Annotated in this window: 18 protein-coding genes; 11 read left to right on the forward strand and 7 right to left on the reverse strand. The window is 72.5% G+C overall.

What is annotated here, in order from left to right; all coding sequences use genetic code 11:
• The first annotated feature begins 59 nt into the window (after positions 1-59).
• On the forward strand, positions 60-2,405 hold the full coding sequence (locus ACWGJO_RS17370) for an ABC transporter permease (RefSeq protein WP_452184651.1): 2,346 nt from the start codon (positions 60-62) through the stop codon (positions 2,403-2,405).
• 233 nt (positions 2,406-2,638) lie between these two features.
• Here the strand turns inward: ACWGJO_RS17370 and ACWGJO_RS17375 are convergent, their stop codons facing one another.
• Positions 2,639-3,829, reverse strand: coding sequence for an alpha/beta hydrolase family protein (locus ACWGJO_RS17375; RefSeq protein WP_452184653.1), 1,191 nt, complete (start codon positions 3,827-3,829; stop codon positions 2,639-2,641).
• A gap of 167 nt (positions 3,830-3,996) precedes the next feature.
• On the opposite strand from ACWGJO_RS17375, the gene ACWGJO_RS17380 reads away from it, so the two are divergent.
• On the forward strand, positions 3,997-5,124 hold the full coding sequence (locus ACWGJO_RS17380; protein ID WP_452184654.1) for a sensor histidine kinase: 1,128 nt from the start codon (positions 3,997-3,999) through the stop codon (positions 5,122-5,124).
• The gene (locus ACWGJO_RS17385) at positions 5,121-5,810 is read left to right on the forward strand and encodes a response regulator (RefSeq protein WP_452184656.1); all 690 of its coding nucleotides are present in this window, start codon (positions 5,121-5,123) and stop codon (positions 5,808-5,810) included. Before ACWGJO_RS17380 ends, ACWGJO_RS17385 begins: the two co-directional genes overlap by 4 nt.
• Before the next feature lie 4 nt (positions 5,811-5,814).
• Here the strand turns inward: ACWGJO_RS17385 and ACWGJO_RS17390 are convergent, their stop codons facing one another.
• Positions 5,815-6,006 carry a hypothetical protein gene (locus tag ACWGJO_RS17390; protein WP_452184658.1) on the reverse strand — a complete coding sequence of 64 codons (192 nt, stop codon included), beginning with the start codon at positions 6,004-6,006 and terminating at the stop codon, positions 5,815-5,817.
• A gap of 212 nt (positions 6,007-6,218) precedes the next feature.
• On the opposite strand from ACWGJO_RS17390, the gene ACWGJO_RS17395 reads away from it, so the two are divergent.
• From ACWGJO_RS17395 to ACWGJO_RS17405, 3 genes are all read left to right on the forward strand, one after another.
• Positions 6,219-6,659, forward strand: a complete 441-nt coding sequence (locus ACWGJO_RS17395; RefSeq protein WP_452184660.1) for a DoxX family protein — start codon at positions 6,219-6,221, stop codon at positions 6,657-6,659.
• Between the two features lie 547 nt (positions 6,660-7,206).
• Entirely contained in the window at positions 7,207-7,611 is a 405-nt protein-coding gene (locus ACWGJO_RS17400) for a hypothetical protein (protein WP_452184662.1), read from the forward strand.
• Between the two features lie 142 nt (positions 7,612-7,753).
• A complete protein-coding gene (locus ACWGJO_RS17405; protein ID WP_452184664.1) occupies positions 7,754-8,047 on the forward strand; it encodes a hypothetical protein in 294 nt (97 codons plus the stop codon).
• 372 nt (positions 8,048-8,419) lie between these two features.
• Here the strand turns inward: ACWGJO_RS17405 and ACWGJO_RS17410 are convergent, their stop codons facing one another.
• Entirely contained in the window at positions 8,420-8,782 is a 363-nt protein-coding gene (locus ACWGJO_RS17410) for a hypothetical protein (protein ID WP_452184666.1), read from the reverse strand.
• Between the two features lie 41 nt (positions 8,783-8,823).
• Between ACWGJO_RS17410 and ACWGJO_RS17415 the strand changes: the two genes are divergently transcribed.
• Positions 8,824-9,312: an RNA polymerase sigma factor gene (locus ACWGJO_RS17415; protein WP_452184668.1), complete on the forward strand. Its 489-nt coding sequence runs from the start codon at positions 8,824-8,826 to the stop codon at positions 9,310-9,312.
• Here the strand turns inward: ACWGJO_RS17415 and ACWGJO_RS17420 are convergent.
• Both ACWGJO_RS17420 and ACWGJO_RS17425 read right to left on the reverse strand, forming a co-directional pair.
• Positions 9,297-9,983 (reverse strand): DUF6308 family protein, encoded by a 687-nt coding sequence (locus ACWGJO_RS17420; RefSeq protein WP_452184670.1) that lies wholly within the window; start codon positions 9,981-9,983, stop codon positions 9,297-9,299. The genes ACWGJO_RS17415 and ACWGJO_RS17420 overlap by 16 nt on opposite strands.
• A gap of 307 nt (positions 9,984-10,290) precedes the next feature.
• Positions 10,291-11,328: a medium chain dehydrogenase/reductase family protein gene (locus ACWGJO_RS17425; protein WP_452184672.1), complete on the reverse strand. Its 1,038-nt coding sequence runs from the start codon at positions 11,326-11,328 to the stop codon at positions 10,291-10,293.
• A 107-nt stretch (positions 11,329-11,435) separates the two neighbouring features.
• Between ACWGJO_RS17425 and ACWGJO_RS17430 the strand changes: the two genes are divergently transcribed.
• The 4 genes from ACWGJO_RS17430 to ACWGJO_RS17445 all read left to right on the forward strand — a co-directional run bounded on the left by ACWGJO_RS17430 (position 11,436) and on the right by ACWGJO_RS17445 (position 16,148).
• Positions 11,436-12,092: a TetR/AcrR family transcriptional regulator gene (locus tag ACWGJO_RS17430; protein WP_452184674.1), complete on the forward strand. Its 657-nt coding sequence runs from the start codon at positions 11,436-11,438 to the stop codon at positions 12,090-12,092.
• Positions 12,093-12,530: 438 nt separating this feature from the next.
• Positions 12,531-13,748 (forward strand): serpin family protein, encoded by a 1,218-nt coding sequence (locus ACWGJO_RS17435; RefSeq protein ID WP_452184676.1) that lies wholly within the window; start codon positions 12,531-12,533, stop codon positions 13,746-13,748.
• A 731-nt stretch (positions 13,749-14,479) separates the two neighbouring features.
• Entirely contained in the window at positions 14,480-14,692 is a 213-nt protein-coding gene (locus ACWGJO_RS17440; RefSeq protein WP_387694713.1) for a hypothetical protein, read from the forward strand.
• A 70-nt stretch (positions 14,693-14,762) separates the two neighbouring features.
• Positions 14,763-16,148, forward strand: coding sequence for a helix-turn-helix domain-containing protein (locus tag ACWGJO_RS17445; protein ID WP_452184678.1), 1,386 nt, complete (start codon positions 14,763-14,765; stop codon positions 16,146-16,148).
• 350 nt (positions 16,149-16,498) lie between these two features.
• Here ACWGJO_RS17445 and ACWGJO_RS17450 read toward each other — a convergent pair whose 3' ends face one another.
• Both ACWGJO_RS17450 and ACWGJO_RS17455 read right to left on the reverse strand, forming a co-directional pair.
• Entirely contained in the window at positions 16,499-18,118 is a 1,620-nt protein-coding gene (locus tag ACWGJO_RS17450) for an LCP family protein (protein ID WP_452184680.1), read from the reverse strand.
• Positions 18,111-18,573: DUF6542 domain-containing protein (locus ACWGJO_RS17455; protein ID WP_452184682.1), on the reverse strand; the 463-nt coding region annotated here is incomplete at its 5' end. The genes ACWGJO_RS17455 and ACWGJO_RS17450, both read right to left, overlap by 8 nt.

Consider the following 18,573-nt stretch of genomic DNA (forward strand, 5'->3'; position numbering starts at 1 on the left):
GCGCCCTGGGCAAGGTCGTACGTTCCGGCGTGGGCCGGCGTCGGGTCCAGTCCCTCGTCATGGCCCTGACGACGTTCGCCGCGGTGACGTCCTCAGTGCTCTCCCTCGGGCTGCTGACTGTCGTTCAGGCCCCGTTCGAGCACGCTTTCCATGCTCGGAACGGGGCGCACCTGGCGGTCCAGTTCGACAGCTCGAAGGTCACGGCCGCGCAGGCCGCCGCCACCGCGCACGCCGCCGGCGTCACCGAGGCGGCCGGGCCGTACCCGGTCGCCGCCGCTCTGGACACGACGATCGGCACGGACTGCTCCGAGAAGGACTGGGCCGGTCACGACAACGGTCCGATCACCGTCACCACCCGGCCCGACCTGGGCAGCACCTCCGGGATGGACCAGCTGGCGCTGACCCGGGGGCGCTGGCCGACGAGCCCGGACGAGATCGCCCTGCCGTGGCAGCACTATGCCGCCGACTGCTTCGGCGATTCGGTGGTGTTCTCCTCCCTGCCGGGCAAGCCGTCGTTCAAGGTCGTCGGCTTCGCCGGCTCGGTGACCGACAGCGCGACCGGCTTCGCCACCGCCGACGGTTTCGTGCGGCTCACCGCCGCCGGTGCCACGTCCGACGAGCAGATGCTCTACCGGTTCGCCAAGGCCGGGACCGCCGCCGACATCGCCACCGACAAGCAGGCGGTGGCTGCCGCCGCGCCGGTCGGCGCGGTCGAGAGCGGACAGTCGTACCTGACCGCGCAGCAGCAGGCGACCGGCAACGCCAAGGCCTACGTGCCGTTCCTGATCGCCTTCGGGATCCTCGGGCTGTTCATGTCGGTGCTGATCATCTCGATCGTGGTCAGCGGGGCTGTGGCCTCGGGAATCCGGCGCATCGGGATTCTGAAGTCGTTGGGCTTCACCCCTTCGCAGGTGGCCCGTGCCTACACCGCGCAGGCCGTGATCCCGGCGACACTCGGCGTGGTGCTCGGCACGGTTTTCGGCAACCTCCTGGCCGTGCCGATCCTGGACGGGGCCACCAAGCAGCTCGGCGCGGCCAGTGCCACGATCCCGTTGTGGGTCAGCGCCGTGGTGCCGCTGGGCACCCTGCTGATCGTCGGCGTCACGGCTTTGATCCCGGCACTGCGGGCCGGCCGGATGCCGACGGTGCGGGCCCTGGTGGTCGGCCGCGCCCCCAAGGCCGGGGGCGGTCGGGCCGCGCAGCGCCTGGCCTCGCGGCTGCCGCTGCCCCGGGCCGTGTCGTTGGGGCTGGCCCAGCCGTTCGCCCGGCCGGCCCGGGCCGTACTGGTCGGTGCGGCGGTGCTGTTCGGCGTGGTGAGTGTCACGTTCGCGGTGGGGCTGGAGTCCGGGTTCAACAAGTACCTGGACACCAGCACCTCGGGCTTCAACGTCGCGTCGAAGTTCGTGGAACCCACAGCCGACGTGGGCGTGCCCTGGGGTCGCTACGGCCCCGACGACCCGCGCACCCCGCACCTGAAGGCCGCCGAGGTGGCCGCCGCGCTCGCCGGGATCCCGGGCACGAAGGCCGCGTTCGGCTGGGGAGACAGCGGCGCGACCATGGTCGGCGCCCCGCCCGGCGGCGAACCGCCGAAGGTGTTCACGGTCACCGGCGACTTCTCCTGGACGCACCTGGAGCTGCTGTCCGGCCGCTGGTACTCGGCGCCGGGCGAGGCCGTGGTCGGCGACAAGCTGGCCTCGGCGGTGGGGATCCACGTCGGTGACGACGTCGCCGTGGTGCAGCAGAACAGGCAACTGCCGCTGAAGGTCGTCGGTATCAACTTCGACACCAACCAGGGCGACTACACGGTCATGACGGATGCGGCCACCTTCACCGCCGCCGGTCTGACCCCGCACATCGACCTGTTCAACGTCGAGCTGGCCGACAACGTCGACGGATCGGACTGGTCCACCTCGGCCGCCGCCGCGCTGACCCCGCTGAACGCCTCGGTCCAGCCGAACTCGGACGGGGGCAAGAACATCGTGGTGATCACCATGGGCGCCCTGGTGGCCACGCTCACGCTGATGATGATCGCGGTCGCCGCGCTCGGGGTGCTGAGCACGGTGGTGCAGGACACCCGGGAGCGGGTCCATGACCTGGGGATCCTCAAGGCCCTCGGGATGACGCCCAAGCAGACCGTCGCGATGGTCCTGACCTCGGTGTCCCTCACCGGCCTGATCGCCGGGCTGATCGGGGTCCCGCTCGGGGTCGCGGTGGAGAAGGCGACGCTGACCCCGATGGGGAACGCGATCGGCCGGCACCTGCCGCCGAGCGTGTCCCACGTCTACACCGCCGGGCTGCTCATCCCCCTGCTGGCCGGCGGGATCGTGATCGCCCTGCTCGGGGCACTGCTGCCGGCCGGCAGGGCAGCCCGGTCGCGGACCGCCACCGCGCTGCGGACCGAGTAGGACCGAGGGCGTGGCGCCCTGCAGATGCAGGCCCCGTCCAGGGCGCCGCTGCCCCGTCCAGGGCACCGCTGCCCTGTCGGGGTGGTGGAGGCGCCGCCCCGCAGGATTCCCCGGGTCGTGGTCCTCCCTGCGAAGCCGAGGGCACCGACGACCCTCCCTCGCTGGACCCCGCCCGGTGAACGCCCCGGCGTCGTCCCTCGGAGCCCGGACGGGCGGGCCCGGCGGCAAGGCGTTCACCGGCCGTAGTCGACCTCGGGGAAGCCGGGGGAGGGTCCGTCGAGCAGCCGCCCCCGGGCGCGGAGGTGGAGGTCGAAGAAGGCTCGCGGGTAGGCGCGTTGGAACGCCTGTGCCCGGTGCCCGGGAATCGTCCCGACATCTTCCTCCAGATCGGACGGTGACCTGCCCAGGAGAGGGGCGAGCAGCGGCAGGATCAGCACATCGTCGCCGAACGACTGGTGCGCGGCTCCCCGTACGGTCAGATGCAGGCGCCAGCCGCGCAGATGCGACCAGAACGCGCGCAGGGCGGGGTTGCTCTCCATGCCGCCCTTGCCCGGGGTGTCCACGACCAGGAACGGACGGTCGAGCCCGGCGTCCACCACCGCGCCCGCCGCGCCCCCGTCCAGGCTCGCTCCCACCGTGATCCGCCCGTCGGTGAGCATCGTCGCGGCGGTGGTGGCGCCGCCCAGGGAGTGGCCGAGCATCCCGACGCGCCGCAGGTCGAGCGCCCCGCGCAGGCCTGTGGGCAGCGGGGTGCGGCAGACGCCGGGGTGGCCACCCGAGCGGAGGACGGCGAGCCGGTCCAGGACGAAGCGGATGTCGGCGGTACGGACCTCGAGGGCCTTGGCGTAGTCGCTGATCCCGCCCAGCGGATTCGTCTCGACGCGTCCACCGGGGAAGGCGACCGCCGCCGCGTCGTAGGTGTGGTCGACCGTGACCACCAGAAAGCCGTGACTGGCGAGGTCTTCCACGACGCCGGTGCCGAACGACCGTGACGCGTCGGCGCCGGGAGAGTAGAGCACGACGGGCAGGGGGCCCGGTGGGCCGCCGACGGGAGCGCCCTCGTGGCCGTGGGTGCCTCCCAGTCGTACCCGGCCGGGAGGCAGGCCGAGGAGGCTCAGGTACCGGTCGGCCGCCGCCGGAGGAATCCAGGGAACGGTGGGGCGGTCCGCGCAGCCACGGGCGGGGTACCAGAGGCTGATCATCAGCTCACGGCAGGGGCGGGAGGGCACCCAGGGGTCCGGCCGCGCGGTGTCGGCCAGGTGCAGCGCGATCGTACCCAGCGGGTACGGGCCGTTCGGGGCGGGCAGCTGGAACCGCACGGGTTCCTCCTGCCTCGGTCGCGCGACGGCCACCGGCGCGAGCGGAGCGAGGATCATGGCGGCGGCCAGTCCGGCGGACGAGGACAGCAGTGTTCTCCGATTCATGGCTCCACTGTTCCGTCCGACGGGCCCGGCGGCTTCGCCCCCGGGGAGGAACCCGGTGTCAGCCCAGGAGGGTACGACGGGCATCGGCCGCGCGGATGACTCAGCCCGCGAGATGACGTCCTCCGGGCTGACAGGCCCCGGGCCCCCGCTTGGATAGCGTGGCCGGCATGGGCGACGGGGAGTCACGGCCGCTGGTGGCCGGACGTCTGCGGGACGGACAGTGGCACGGCGTGGACACGGTCGCGGCCGTGCTCCTCGCCCTGGCGTTCGGCGCGAGCGAGACGCGCAGCGGTGGCTGGGGCGCGGGAGCCGTGGCGGCGGCGGTCTGGCTGCCGGTCGCGGTACGGCGCAGATGGTCCGTCCGGGTTCTGTACACGGTCCTGGCCGGAGCGGTCCTCGCCATGACGTTCACCGGATGGGAGGAGTCCTGGGTCCCCGTCGGGGCCGCCCTGTACACGGTGGCGGCGCGGGAACCGCGGCGCCGGTCCGCGACGGCGCTCGGCTGCTCGCTGGGCGCCGTCGCGGCGGCCATGGCCCTCGTACCGCGACCGGTCCCGGCCTCCGGGATCGCGTCGGGCGTCGTCTTCGCGTCCTTGATGATGACGCTGCCCTGGCTGGTGGGCACCGCGCTGAGAGAGCAGCGGTCGTACGCGGAACTCGCCGCCCGGCACGCCGTGACGGACGAGCGCCTGCGGATCGCCCGCGAACTCCACGACGTGGTGGCCCATCATCTGACTGTCATCGCGGTACGGGCCGAGGTGGCCCGTGCGGTGGCCTCCACCAACCCGCAGGAGGCCGAGCGGACCCTCGCACTGGTCGGGACAGCGGGCCGGACGGCGCTCACCGAGATGCGCCGCATGCTCGGCGTTCTGCGATCACCCGGTGACGGAGCCGAGTCGGGGACCGCCCCCGGTCTGGCCGACCTGCCCGCGCTCGCGAACGGCGCAGGCCCGCACGTGGAGCTGTCCGTCGACCCGGATCCACCGCTCCCCCCGGGTGTGGAACTGGCGGTCTACCGGATCGTTCAGGAAGCCCTCACCAATGTCGTCAGGCACGCGGGATCGGCGGACTGCCGGGTGAACGTGTCCCGGACGGGTCCCGAGGCGGTCGAGATCGAGGTCGTCAACGACGCGCCGTCCCGGCTCCCGCCCCGGCGTCCTGGCGGCGGGCACGGACTCGTCGGGATGCGGGAGCGGGCGGCCATGTGCGGCGGGACCCTCTCCGCCGGCCCCCTGGCGACGGGCGGATTCCGGGTGCACGCGCGGCTGCCCTGCGGATCGGAGACAGCACGGTGAACCAGCCGGTCCGGGTTCTCATCGCCGATGACCAGGCGCTGTTGCGGGCGGGCTTCCGCCTGCTCATCGAGAACGCGCCCGACCTCACCGTCGCAGGCGAGGCCGTCAGCGGCGAGCAGGCCGTCGAACTCGCCCTGCGGCTGCGGCCCGACGTCGTGCTGATGGACATCCGGATGCCGGGCACGGACGGTCTGGAGGCCACCCGGCGCATCTGCGCGGACCCGGACGCCGCCGGCACCCGGGTGCTGGTCCTCACCACGTTCGACCTGGACGAGTACGTGTACGCGGCACTCCGCGGCGGAGCCAGCGGATTCCTCCTGAAGGACATCCTCCCCGCCGACCTGCTGACAGCCTTGCGGGTGGTCGCCGCCGGCGACGCCCTGCTCGCGCCCGCGGTCACCCGTCGTCTGATCCGCGAGTTCGCCGGACGCCACGAGCCGCGCCCGGGACTCGCCCGGGAGTTGGCGGGCGTGACCCCACGGGAACGGGAAGTGCTCCGATTGGTGGCCCGGGGACTGCCCAACCGCGTGATCGCCGAGCATCTGGGGCTGAGCATCGCGACCGTCAAGACACATGTCCGGCGGCTGCTGGCCAAGCTCCACGCCCATGACCGGGCCCAGATGGTCGTCATCGCCTATGAGACAGGCCTGGTCACCGCGGGCGGGAACCTCCCGTCCACAGGCTGACGCCTCACCGGCCGGGACGGTGGACCCGAAGGGGACTCCCCCGGCGGTGGGTCGTGCCGACCCCGATCGGTCCCGGGGAGGTCTGCTCCGTGGTGTCGAGCGCGTGGTTCCAGCGCGGGAGGTTCTCGGGCCGTGCGTGGTGGGCGAGGAGCACGCTGACGGGCGCGTCGACGGTCAGGGTGTTCTCGAATCGCATGATTTTTCCTTCCCCGGCGCGGGGTCGGCCGGCCCGGGGGTCACGGTCGAGGGCGATCGGGCCGGGCCGATCCGTGGGCGGCAGACCGTCGGCGAGCCGCTGGCGCTGGAGGTGGGGCTGCCGGAGGACTTTTTCTCCCGGGACCGATGAGTTCGGGTGGCGCCGGCGGTCAAACCTGGGAAAGCAACGACAGCCGACCAGGGAGACCTGAAATGTCCAGCACCGCCACCGCCGCCACCACGACCACCACCACCACCACCGCCACCGCCGTGAAGTCCGGCACGGCCGTAGTCCGGGTGGTCTGGACGCTGCGGATCCTGCTCGCGCTCTTCTTCGCCCTGGCCAGCGCGCTGCCCAAGCTGCTCGCGCTCCCCGCCGCCACGACCGTTTTCGACGCCATCGGAGCAGGCCACTGGTTCATGTACCTCACCGGACTCGTGGAACTGGCCGGAGCGGTCGGCCTGCTGGTCCGCCGGCTGGCCGGGCCGGCCGCGACCGCGCTGATCGTCTTCCTGGCGTTCGCGTTCATCACCCAGCTCACCGCCATGCACGGCGAGAACGCCGGGACCCCGTTCATCTTCATGGTGCCGCTGGCCGTCATCGCCTGGAACCGGCGCACCGAGACGGCCGAGCTGCTCGGCCGCTCGCGCTGACCTGGTGCTTGGGGGTCCGTTTCGCCGGGTCGGCCTTCCGGCCCTTCGCCAGGCAGCGCAGGGTGCGGGCGGCGGCGGGGGCGCAGTGGAGCGTCGGCATCGGCATCTCCTTCGTCGGGGCATGCAAAAGGGCCCGCCTTCCCGGTGATGGGGAGACGGGCCCTCGGTGCGGTGGGCGGGTGGACGCGTTGTTCGTCGGGCCGGGTGGCGGCCGCACATCAAACGGGTGCAGGTCAGTTACTGGGCGGCCGGGCCGTCCTGTTTGCTCCGGATGCCGAACAGGACACTCACCAGCGCGAGCAGGAGTACCGCCGGGCCTGTGTGATGTCGTGATCAATATTGCGGTTTCGCGCTTGCCCGGAAGCGGGATCCGGCTACGGCGAGCCGTCCTTAGCCTGTGAGCGACTCCACGCCACATCGCGGTGTCATTCAGACGTCCACCGACTCATTTGACTCCCGAGTCAGTGGCGGACCGCAGCATGGGGGCTCGGAAGCTCCCCTCGATCACCCCATCCCGTCCGTTGCCACTGCCGGAGAGAAGGTTGTCATGAGCGCATCTACCCGTACCAAGTTCGCCCGTTTCCTGGCCGTCCCCGCCCTTGCCATGGCGAGCACGATCCTCGCAGCCGCGCCCGCGAGCGCCGGGGGACTCTCCATAGGCGTCAACGGCGCCACCGTCGCGGATGCCGGGCGGACACTGAACGTCTCCGTCAGCTACCGGTGCCTCCCGATATTCGAGTGGGTCAAGATCACCGTCCAGGCCACGCAATCCGCCGTATCGGGCCTCGGCTCGGTCCAGCTCCCCTGCACCGGCGGGGAGACCGTGACCATTCCGGTGGGCGTCACCTCGCCCGGTGACACGTGGATCAGGTCTTCGGTGAACGTGGTCGTGCACATCTACGACGCCGAGCTCGACCGCGGCGGGGCCGCGGCCACCGTCGTCGCCAACTGACCGGCGTCCACGGAAAACGAAACGGTCGCCGCCGGAGGCGGCCGTGGGGCACCCGGCATTCGGCCCATCGGGCCCGCCCTCCAAGGGCGACCCCTGCCCGTCCCTGTCACGGCACCGGCCCGAAATGGCTATGCACATGGTTATGAGAATCACCTGCCGCGCCGCTCTCGGCGTCCTGTTGATGACCGCTGCCGCCCTGGTCCTGCCCGCCGGCCCGGCCACCGCAGCCACCGGAAACCTCTACCTCAACAACGAAGAGGTCTACACGGACCCCTCCGGCTGCTACCCCCTGAAGGACTCCAGCATCGTCGACAACAACACCGACACGGCCGTGACGGTCTACTCGGGTCCGGACTGCAACGGAGAGGAGCTCGGCCGCATCAGCGCCGGTGACGACGAGATCACCACCGGCGCCCAGAGCCTCTACATCCCCTGAATCCCCTCCCCGATCGCGATGCTCTTCACCAAGGAGCGCCGACCCGACCGTTCGGGCGGGGGCAATGGCCGCCCGGTCGCGGACGGCGGTTTGCAGTGCTGCCCCTGCTCCGGCTCGCCCCAGTAGGGCCGGCCGGAGCAGGGCAGCCCGGTCCCATCCTCGCGGTGCCGCCGGAAGCGGCGGTGACGGGGGTCGGTCCCCGGGGCTGTGGCCCAGGTCCGCGGCGGCCTCCTCGTCGACCTCGTGCAGGAACCGTGGAGCGGCAACGCCCTTGATGCCGATGTCGCTCAGCGGCCACTCCTCGAATCGGTCGCGCAACAGCCCGACCAGGAACTCCGCCATCCCGAACGGGTGGACCGTCCAGGCTGCGTGTCACCGCGACCGGACGGCAACCGGCCGACGGTCCGGATCGGGGTCCGCGGCGACCCGGGCGAGCGTGTCCGCCGCCTCGGTGTCGGCCCGGACCAGCATGTCCTCCACGCGGTACAGGCCCTTCTGGGCGGGCACCTCCCAGTCGTCGGCCGTGTCCCGCAGCATCGCGGGAAGGAGGGCGGCGACCCTGACTCCCTCCCATTGCGGCCGACCCGTGGCCGGTCCGCGTACGACCACCAGCTGCTCGACCGTGCCGCGCCCGAAGGTGCCGATGAACCGCCGGTAGTCGGACCGGAGCGCCCTGCCGTACACCGCCTCGACGCCGTCCAGTCCACGGCGTCCCCGCGAGTCGGCCCGATACACGACAGGGGACCCGACAAGCCGTCACCGTGCCCTTCCGGGCGGTGTATCGCGACGTGCTGGCCTCCACCATCCATCTGGCCGGCCGGACGAACGCCGCCGACCTCGTCCAGCACGCCTTCCACGAAGCCGCGCTGCAATGGGACGAGGTCGGCACCCGCCCGCTGGACGGCCAGAAGGCGTGGCTCAGGACGGTGTGCCGCAACAAGCACACCGACGGCCTGCGCCGGGACGCGACCTTCAACACGATCCGCATCGACGTCTGCGAGTTCTGCACCACGGCCCTGCACGACCCGGCAGACGTCACCGTGGCCCGCACCGCGCTCGACCGCTGCTGTACGGCGATCCAGGCCATGCCCCCGGCCCAACGCACGGTCGCGGTCCTGGCCTGGCGCGAAGGTCTGGACCCGGCGGAGATCGCGCGCAGTCTCGGCATCTCACCCGCCACGGTACGGGTACAGCTCCACAAGGCCCGTCTGCGCCTGGACCGCGAAGTCGGCTGTTGGGTGGTCACCCGTCAGCGACAGGCATGATCAAGGGCTCGGTGGCCCATCCACACCGCAACATCGCATACCCTCAGCGCGCTGACCGTCTCCGGCAGGTCCGCAGCCTGCCGGAGGTCGAGCAGCAGGCGATGCAGGGAGCCGTCGTCCTCGCGCATCGCGGCATGCAGCGAAAGCCAGAACGGGCGCGGGCGGCCGAGCGCGCAACGCACCACTGTGTCGTAGACCGGAAGCAACTGCGGACGCTTACGGGCCAGGATCTTCCCCGCAATCACCCAGCCCAGCCCGTGCTGGGACTCCAAAAGCCGCCACGCCTGGTCCGCCGGCGAACCGTCAGCCACCGTGGCGGCGTCAACGTGCGCCAGGTCCACGCCAGCCGGGATCGCGGACAGCAGGTCAGCCAGTTCGTCGCCGAGCGGGCCTTCCAGCATGCCCAGCTTCAGCTCGACCGGGATGGACACCGAGAGGGTTTCTACCGCGATCAAGTCCTCCGCCGTGATCCGACCGGCGATCTCCGGGCGATCTCCGCCACCGGCCAGATGCTCGAACCGGCTCCCCGTGAATGAAGCCGCATCAGGCGGCAGGCCAATCCCGTAGTAGCGGCGTAGGTCTCCGACGACACGCTCGGCATCGACCAGCGCGCCCAGCCGCTTCCCCAACAGTGACACCGGGGCCCCGGCCGTCTTGGCGGGAGAGAACATGGGTACTCCGTTCGACGCCGCGGTGCAGCAGGGCTGGGCACACGTCCTGAACATGGGCACCGGCCAGTATCTGGACGACTACGCCCACAACACAAGCCAGGGCGCCCCGGTGTACACCTACGCGCAGACCGGGCAGTCCGACCCGTGGTGGTGGGTGGCCAACAACGACGGCAGCACGGTCACCTTCTCCTCCTACGAGACCCAGCAGTCCGGCGGCCTCGACGCCTGGTGGTACCGCAACCTCACCCACGACAGCGGCAACCGCGGCGTCCTCGGCCCCCAGCATCGCTGGGGCGCCGGCACCGGGCTAGCGGACGATGACGACCTTGCCCGCGACGGTGCGCGACTCGGCCAGGGCAAGCGCGGCCGCGGCCTCGTCGAGGGGGAACTCTGCGGCGACCTGGGCGGTGAGCGTGCCGTCGGCGAGCAGGGCCAGCACCCGGGTGAGGTCCTCGCGCAGCCGGGCCCGGAAGGCCGCGGGGCGGCGCCTGCCCGCCCACAGGTTGTAGAAGTGCGCGGAGCGCCCGTTGGGGAGCACGTTCCACAACGCCAACCGGGCGAACAGGTTCAGCACCGGGAGCCGCGAGTCGCCGGACTCGTCCTTGGTGGCGGCGGTGCCGTAGGACACCAGGACCCCTCCGCGGCGCAGCAGTTGCCAGGACCGCGCCAGTCCGGCGCCGCCGACGTGGTCGAACACCGCGTCGACGCCGTCGGGTGCGAGTTCCCGGATGCGCTGGTACGCGTCCGGGTCGCGGTAGTCGACCGGGGTCGCACCGAGGGCGCGGACGGTGTCGTGGTGGCGCGCGGAGGCCGTGCCGATCACCGTGATTCCGGCGTGCCGGGCCAGTTGGACGAGGGTCGAGCCGACGCCGCCGTTGGCGCCGAGCACGACGATCGTCGCGCCCCGGGCCACCTTCGCCGTCCGGTGCAGCATCTGCCAGGCCGTCACGCCGTTGACAACCACGGTCTCGGCGTCGGCGGCCGTCACGCCGTCCGGCACGGGGACGGCGTCCGCGGCGTCGATCAGCAGGTGGCTGGCCCAGGCGCCGGTCTTGGTGACGGCGGCGAAGCGGCGCCCGGTCATCGCCGGGTCGACGCCGGGGCCGGTCGCGACCACCGTGCCGACCACGTCGTAGCCGGGCACGAAGGGGAAGGGCGGCTGGTCGTAGTACTTGCCGCGGCGCATCTGCTGCTCGGCGAAGGAGACGCCGGTGGCGTCCATCCGCAGCAGGACCCGGCCGTCGGTCGGCGGCGGGAGATCGCGGGTGCGCAGCCGGAGGCCGTCCGGCTCGACCTCGCCCGGCAGGACGACCTCGATGGCGCGGGTGATGACGGCGTCGTTCATGGCGTGCTCCGTTCGGCTCAGCATTGCTTACAGCCGTAACGTTACGCGCGTAAGCTCACGACACACAAGGGCTGTCGGCTGTAAGTTTTCACCTGTAAGCTCACGGCATGGGAAACGAATCGAGCACACTGTCCGCCCGCCCCCGCAACCGCCGGGGGGAGGGTGCCCGTCTCCGCGAGGACATCGTGGCCGCCGCGGTCGAGCTGCTCGACGAAACCGGCAGCGAGAGCGCCGTCACCCTGCGGTCCGTCGCCCGCCGGGTCGGGATCGCCGCCCCCTCGATCTACCGCCACTTCCCCGACCAGCCGGCCATCATGCTGGCCGTGGTGCAGCAGGCCTTCGACCAGCTGGAGACACAGCTCCGCGCCGCCGTGGACGCGGCCGGCGAGGACCCCCGGGCACGTCTGCTCGCCTTCTGCCACGCCTACCTGGGCTTCTCCGAGGACCACCCGGAGCGCTACCGCACCATGCTCGGCGGCGTCTGGGTGCCCGTGCTCCAGGACACCGCCGTGACGCAGGAGGACATGGCCACCCTCGGCATGGCACCCCTGCACCTGCTCGCCGATGTCCTGGCCGAGTGCGCCGCCGCCGGCCTGGCCGCCACCGACGACCCCTGGGCGGACGCCGTCGCCCTGTGGCTGGGCCTGCACGGGCTGGCCCACCAACGGGCGGTGACGATCGCCTTCCCCTGGCCCGAGGGAATCACCGACCGGCTGATCTCCACGCTGGCGCACCTCAAGAGCCAAGGCCCGTCCGATAATTGATCATGCGGCGAGTCGAGGCGAGCTGACGGGCGCGGCACGGAGCCGTCGACGCAGGAGGACTCACCGCGCCGGCGCTTCAAGCCGCTCGATCTGTTCGCCGGCGGGAGGGTGATCGAGTTCCACGGGCTGCGCCACCGGAGCGGGCTGCTCCGGCAACCGTAATCGGACGGGCGGCACCAGCGGGCCCCGGCCGCGATGGTGCCGCACCGTGGAGGCCACCGGGCGCCGGCCGGCCCGGGCCGAAGCCGAGAAGGCGCGGTGGCAGGCACGGGGGCGGCCGGACGGCGGCCCGGGGGCCGGGTCCTGCCGGTTCCCTGTGCGCTCGGGGCCCGTGTCGTCGATGAGCCCGTCCGAGCCGAGCTTGCGGTTCGTCACCAGGAGCGCCCACGTATCTCGCCGGCCGCCCCGGACGGGTCGGCCCTACGCTCCCGGGGTCAGGTGTTCCTCGAAGGGGTGGGCATGATTCGTAGTTCCACCGTCCGGGCCGTCAACGCGTTGACCGCGCGCTGGGCTGCCGCTCTACCGGAAGGCGGCACGGCCTTCACCACCGCCGGGGTGTGGCCGCTGCTGGCTCTGCTGGCGGACGGCACAACCACCGCCATCCGTAAGGAACTTGCTGATGCCATCGGCATCCCGGCAGACCGGGCTGCGGGCGAGGCGCGGGGTCTGCTGGCCGCGATCGATGCGATGCCCGGCGTGCAAGGGGCGCTCGGCCTGTGGACCCACGAAGCTCTGCCGATCGAGCGGAGCTGGCTTGCCGCGCTCCCCGAGCACGTCCACGGACAGCTCACCGGCGACGCGGCCTCGGATCGGGCTCGACTCGACGCCTGGGCGGCGACGTGCACCGGCGGACAGATCCCGTCGATGCCGGTGACCGTCGGGCAGGACACCCGACTGGTGCTGGCCAGCGCCCTTACGGTCCGCACCGACTGGATCCGGCCGTTCGAACCCGGCGTCCTGGAGGCGGCGGCCGGCCCCTGGCGGGGCAGGGACATGGCCGGCCTGTCCCGGATCACCGCACTCCTCGACCGCGTGGGAGTCACCCGGACCCCGACAGGTCCCGTCACCGTGCTCCACGTTCTCGGCACCCAGGGAGTCGATGTCCACCTGTTCCTGGGGACGGAGGACGCCCTGCCAGGGCATGTGCTGGCGGCAGCGGTGCGGACCCTCGACAACCGGAGGACAGTGCTCCCGGGCGGTCAACTCCCCTACGGCGTTCCGGGCCCCGGGCTGACGGTCGAGCGTGTTCCCAGCCTCGACGGCGAATCGAAGCTGGTGGTGGAAACCGTGCCCTTCACCGTCACCGCCCGCCACGATCTGCTCAAGGACCCTGAGCTGTTCGGCCTCCGAACAGCAACGGACCGAACCCGAGGTCACTTCCCCGGCATCAGCGCCGAGCCGTTGGCGGTCGAGGCCGCCGCACAGACGGTGACTGCCACGTTCGGCGCTCGCGGCTTCCGTTCCGCGAGCGTCACTGCCCTGAGCGCGGCGGGCGCGGGGCTACCGCCGCGGTTCCGCTGTCGCGCCCGCATGATCAGCGCTCGATTCGACCGGCCGTTCGGCTTCCTCGCCGTCCACCGCACCTCACGGCTCGTCCTGAACGCCGACTGGATCACCGAACCCGACGCCTTCGAGGAATCGTCCTGGGAACGGTGAGCCCGTGAAGCAACGGACGGCACGGGGCAGCGCCGGACGGTCGGGTGCGGCGTGAAGGACGCCCGCCCGAAGCGGCGCGAGTGCGGCGGTGTCGTGGCGGCGAAGGAGCTCGCTCGCCGACCGCTCCTCGGCGTCGTGGCGCCCGCCCGGCAGGCGGTCACCGCTGCGCAGCCGTTCCGCGAACGGCGCGGCCGGCGCCTCCGGCCCGGTGCCTGCCCGAACAGCCGCGTGGATCCGACGCCACCACCTCGGACGAGCGGCCCCACGAGGAGCGGACGCAACGCCGGCGGTGCCGCACAGTGCGGCACCGCCGGGCGGAGCGAGGGGTCTGCGGCAACAGACGGAGCCTCGGGTGGTGCGTGGCGACCGTCCGGACCAAGGGATGGGCGCCGTGATGGGCGGCTCCGGGTGGGAGCGCCGCGACCAGCCTCGACCCGGGGCGGGGTGTTGCCCAAGGAGGAAACTGTTTCGCAAACGAGACCGGACGCTCGCGCACAACGGCCGCCCTCGACCTGCGGGGCCGGCGGGGTTGTCCACCTCCCGCCGGTGCGGACGAGGCGGGTCGGGTCCCACGTCGGGCCGGCGCCGGGGTGCCCTCGGACGGTTCGTGCAAAACGGTCCGCCCCAGGCCATTGCGGTGCCGCGGGACAGCCGTGAAATGCTGGGCGCGTCGCGGGCGGCAACCCGTGACAGAACGTCAAATACCGTCCGGACCAAAGGACATGATCACCATGGCCATGCGCCGTCACACCTCGCGGAGGCCCGCCAGCGGGGCCGCTTTCTGCATCCACCTCCCCGGGAACCGCACGCTCGGCGTGCCCTGGATCCTCCCGACCGGCGTCGCGGTCGTCGTGCTCGTCGTCCTGGGCTACGACGTCCAGGCCGCCATCGCGGCGGTCCTCGCCACGGGCGCGGTCGCTCGCGAGCTCGGCCAGTCCTCCTGACGGTCCGGTTCATCCACCGTGGCGGTGCCGCACGCCTGCGGCACCGCCACGCACCGTGAGGAGGTACGCCGTGCCACGTCGTGAGAACCCCATCGACCCGCACGCCCCGTACGCGGGGCTCGCCCTGCTGCTGCGCCGGGCCCGGGAGGAGGCAGGGCTGCCTCCCTACGAAGCCCTGGCGCATCGGACCGGTTTCTCCGTATCGGCGCTCGCCCAGGCCGCCTCCGGCAGACGGCTGCCCAGTCGGGCGGTGACCGTCGCCTACGGCACCGCCTGCGGCGGCGACCGGGAGTTCTGGGCCGCGCAGTGGAACGTCGCGCGCACTCGCCGTGCCGATGCCGGGTTCTCGGGTTCAGGCCCCGCACTGCCCCCTGACCCCAGCGGTTGCCGGACGGTGGGAGAGTTCGTGCAGTGCCTGCGCGAGCTGAAGGCCTGGGCCGGCGAGCCGTCGCTGGGGTGGGTCTCCCGGCACATGTCCAGGCATCTCGACACCCACGCGGGCCGAAGCACCGTGGGCGACGCACTGAACCTGCGACGCCGCAGTCTGCCACGCCTTCCTCTGCTCGTCGGCTTCGTTCGGAGCTGTCTGCACTTCGCGGCCTCGTACGGAGGTCGTGGCGGCGGACCGGGCGTCCTCGAGTGGTACCGCGGTGCCTGGCACCGGCTGCGGCGGGCGCTGTCCGAGGTTGCCCGGGAGGAGGGCGGGGGCCGCTCTGCGACGGCACCGGGCAAGGAGGTCGAACTCTTCCGGTGGCGTCAGTCGAGGCCGCTCGTCCCCCTGGACTCCGGTCTCCCGGCCGAGGTCGTGATGCTCGCGGACACCCTTCGGGAAGTGGTCCGTTCACGGCACTGCTCGATCCGCCAGGTCGCCGGGGAGGTCTTCGTCAGCCCCGCCACGATGTCCCGCTACCTGAACGGTCACCGGGTGCCACCTCGGGATGTCGTCGACAAGCTCGCGGCCTTCGCGGCTCCCGGCCCCGGCGACGGGACGGCCCTGCGCACGATGCTCCATGAGCTCCGCTGGAAGGCGCTGAACGCGACCGGCCCGAGGACGGCGCTGACCGTCGAGCTGGCGGAGCGGTTGGATGACACCCACAGCCGTACCGGGGCCTTGGACGCGGAGGTCACCAGGCTGAAGTCCGAGGTCACCGATCTGACGACGCTTCTCCAGCAGGCGTACGAGGACGCCCAGCGGCTCAGCGCAGCCAGGCGCAGTACATGGGGGAAGGCCCCGGTTTCGGTGCCGGTGCCGGTTTACGGTGACGTGTTCGCCGGCCTCAGGGCTCAGGTCGCGCCGCAGCCGCGCAGGCTGGCGGTACCGGTGCGCCGGCCGTCGGGGTCAGCGAGGGTGGCGAGGGTGGTCCGCACCGGGGCGCCGTCGTCGAGCTCGGCTGCGGCAAGGGGCTCACAGCCGGTGCCTGCGGTGGCAGGGAGCCGGTCTGCCGCCGCCCCGTAGGACGGCGGCCGGGACGGTGGCCAGGACGGCGCCAGAGGCCGTCAGCCGAGGCAGGTGTCCCGGTAGCCGGAGCCGAGGAGGCCCTTGAGCGCGCCCGCGCCGGGGCAACCGAGCACGGTGGTTCCCGGTGGCGCCGGGTCTGCGACCGGCGGCCGGAGGGCAGTGCGCGGGGCAGCCGGCGACCAGGCTGCGGGCGGGCGGGCGGCCGGACGCGAGCGGCGCAGAGGCCGTGGAAGGTCGTCGCGAACAGCCGAGCAAGGCGGAACGGCGATCCGGTTGCCGGGGCCGGAGCGGGCTTCGAGGCCACTGCAGGATGCGCTCGCGTACCGGCCGGTGGAACGTGTCGGGCCTCAGTCCACGCACGGGATCCCGCCCGCCTTCACCGCCGGCCCCTGCATCGGCAGCCCCGCCGCCGGGTCGGCGGAGGGATCGCCGGCCGCGGCGGCCGAGGGGACGGCCGTCGGCGCGGGGGTGCGGGAGACGGCGAGGGTGAGCAGGATGCGCCCCGCGGGGACGGCCGACGAGAAGGAGGCGTTCACCCCGTAGCGGGCGGCGAGGTGTTGCGCGTCGGCCTTGGCCCCGGACCCGTACGCGACGGTGGTGGCCCGGGTCCTGGCCGGGGCGTCGCCGATCCGGCCCGCCTGGTAGCCGAGTTCGGCCAGCGCCCTGGACTCGTTGGCCGCCGCGCCCGCCCCCGCGGCCGCGTTGACGTCGACCACCGCCTTGGGCGCCGTGCTCGGGGTGGCGGAGGGCGACGGGGCCGGTTCGCCCGGCCCTTCCCCGGGCGGCGCGGCGGCCGGCGGGGCCGGCGCCGGCTCGTGGTTGAAGAGCTGCCGGACGATCTTCCTGATCAGGTCCGGGTTGACGGTGTTGACCTCCTGCCCGCCGACCGTCTTGAAGCCGCTGATCGGCAGGGTGTTGAACTCCACGTTGCCGCCGGTCAGGTTGGGCGCCTGCTGGGCGAAGTCGAGGATGTTCCACTCGTTGTCGATGACCACGTCCTTCTTCACCACCGCGAACAGCTTCTGCATCTGCCCGAGGTCGTTCAGGATGCCCTGCTGCTTGAGCTTGTACTCGACGGAGGAGAGGAACGCCTGCTGCCGGTGGGTGCGGTCGAGGTCGCCGTTGGTGAGGTGGTGGCGCTGGCGGACGAAGGAGAGTGCCTGCGCGGCGTTGAGGGAGCTGATCCCGGCCGGGAGCTTGAGGCCGGTGCCGCCGCCCTCGTGGGTGGCGGTGCGGGCGATGATCGGGTCGTCCACCGGGTGGTTGAGGCAGACCTGGATCGGCTCGACCGCCTTGGCGATGTCGTAGAAGCCGATCAGGTTCACCTCCGCGAAGTGGTCGATCGGTACGTCCAGGAGGCTCTGCACGGTCTGGATGGTGGCCGAGCGGCCGGCCTCGCGGCTCTGCCGCTCCAGCAGCGCCTTGGAGAGCCCCTTGCCGGCCAGCTTCTGCTCGGCGGCCTCCTTGGCGATGCCGTACGCCTCCTTGATCTTGTGCATCCTCCCGTCCGCGCCGACGGTCTGCACGTAGTCGTCGCGCGGGACGGAGAGCGCGGTGACCCTGCCGCCGTTGGCCGGGATGTGCAGCACGATCAGGGCGTTGGTGTTGTACCCGCCGATCCCGCTGGAGCCGGCGTGCAGTTCGTCCTCGACGAACTGCTTGGGCAGGTCGTTGCCGTCCATGTCCTTGCGGCTGTCCAGGCCGATCAGCAGCAGGTTGACGGACTTGTCGAGGTGCGGCGGGGCGTTCTTCTTGGCCTCGCTCAGCGCGGAGGACTTGACCATGCCGTCGTCCAGGCTGCGGTACTCGTACCAGGTGAAGCCGCTGGCGCCGAGCACGGCGACCGAGACGGTGCAGGCCAGGGTGCGCCCGGCGACGGTCAGCGGGGCGGCGGCGCGGCGCGCGGCCTGCCCGCGCTGCCCGCGCTGACCTCGGCCGCCGGTACGGCTGTTGCCGCGCTCAGCCACGGCGGCCCCTTCCGGCCGGGGCGGCCGTCCGGCCGGTTCGTCGGCGCTGCTGTACCACCCGGCGGCGGGTCGGCACGGCGCGGACCGCGACCACGGCGAACGCCACCGCGACGGCCGCGGCCATCACCGGGAAGGCCCCGACCACCCAGCGCAGCGCGCCGGTGCCGAGGTTCTTCCCCTGGTACGTCCCGGGGTGCGCGAGGTACTCGACGCCCGAGGCGGTGAGCAGCACCACGACCGGTGCGGCCGTCACCACCCACCACCGTCCTGCCCGGCTGCACAGCAGTGCGGCGGCCGCCGTCCCGAGCACCGAGCCCACCGCGAAGAGGAGGCTGACGCCCGGTCCGTCGACCTCGTCCGCGACCGCCCCGAGCAGCGGCAGCCCGACCGCCGAGAGCACGGCCGCCGCCCCGCCGCGACGACGCGCCTGCTGGCGGCGGCGGGCCGCCCCGGGG

It is taken from the genome of Kitasatospora sp. NPDC054795 (assembly GCF_053611565.1).

Bases quoted from the DNA above. Each gene is read 5' to 3' on its own strand.
- ACWGJO_RS17370 (WP_452184651.1), top strand. From the start codon at position 60: ATGGCCCTGACGACGTTCGCCGCGGTGACGTCCTCAGTGCTCTCCCTC.
- ACWGJO_RS17375 (WP_452184653.1), bottom strand. From the start codon at position 3,829: ATGAATCGGAGAACACTGCTGTCCTCGTCCGCCGGACTGGCCGCCGCC.
- ACWGJO_RS17380 (WP_452184654.1), top strand. From the start codon at position 3,997: ATGGGCGACGGGGAGTCACGGCCGCTGGTGGCCGGACGTCTGCGGGAC.
- ACWGJO_RS17390 (WP_452184658.1), bottom strand. From the start codon at position 6,006: ATGCGATTCGAGAACACCCTGACCGTCGACGCGCCCGTCAGCGTGCTC.
- ACWGJO_RS17395 (WP_452184660.1), top strand. From the start codon at position 6,219: ATGTCCAGCACCGCCACCGCCGCCACCACGACCACCACCACCACCACC.
- ACWGJO_RS17400 (WP_452184662.1), top strand. From the start codon at position 7,207: ATGAGCGCATCTACCCGTACCAAGTTCGCCCGTTTCCTGGCCGTCCCC.
- ACWGJO_RS17405 (WP_452184664.1), top strand. From the start codon at position 7,754: ATGAGAATCACCTGCCGCGCCGCTCTCGGCGTCCTGTTGATGACCGCT.
- ACWGJO_RS17420 (WP_452184670.1), bottom strand. From the start codon at position 9,983: ATGTTCTCTCCCGCCAAGACGGCCGGGGCCCCGGTGTCACTGTTGGGG.
- ACWGJO_RS17425 (WP_452184672.1), bottom strand. From the start codon at position 11,328: ATGAACGACGCCGTCATCACCCGCGCCATCGAGGTCGTCCTGCCGGGC.
- ACWGJO_RS17430 (WP_452184674.1), top strand. From the start codon at position 11,436: ATGGGAAACGAATCGAGCACACTGTCCGCCCGCCCCCGCAACCGCCGG.
- ACWGJO_RS17440 (WP_387694713.1), top strand. From the start codon at position 14,480: ATGGCCATGCGCCGTCACACCTCGCGGAGGCCCGCCAGCGGGGCCGCT.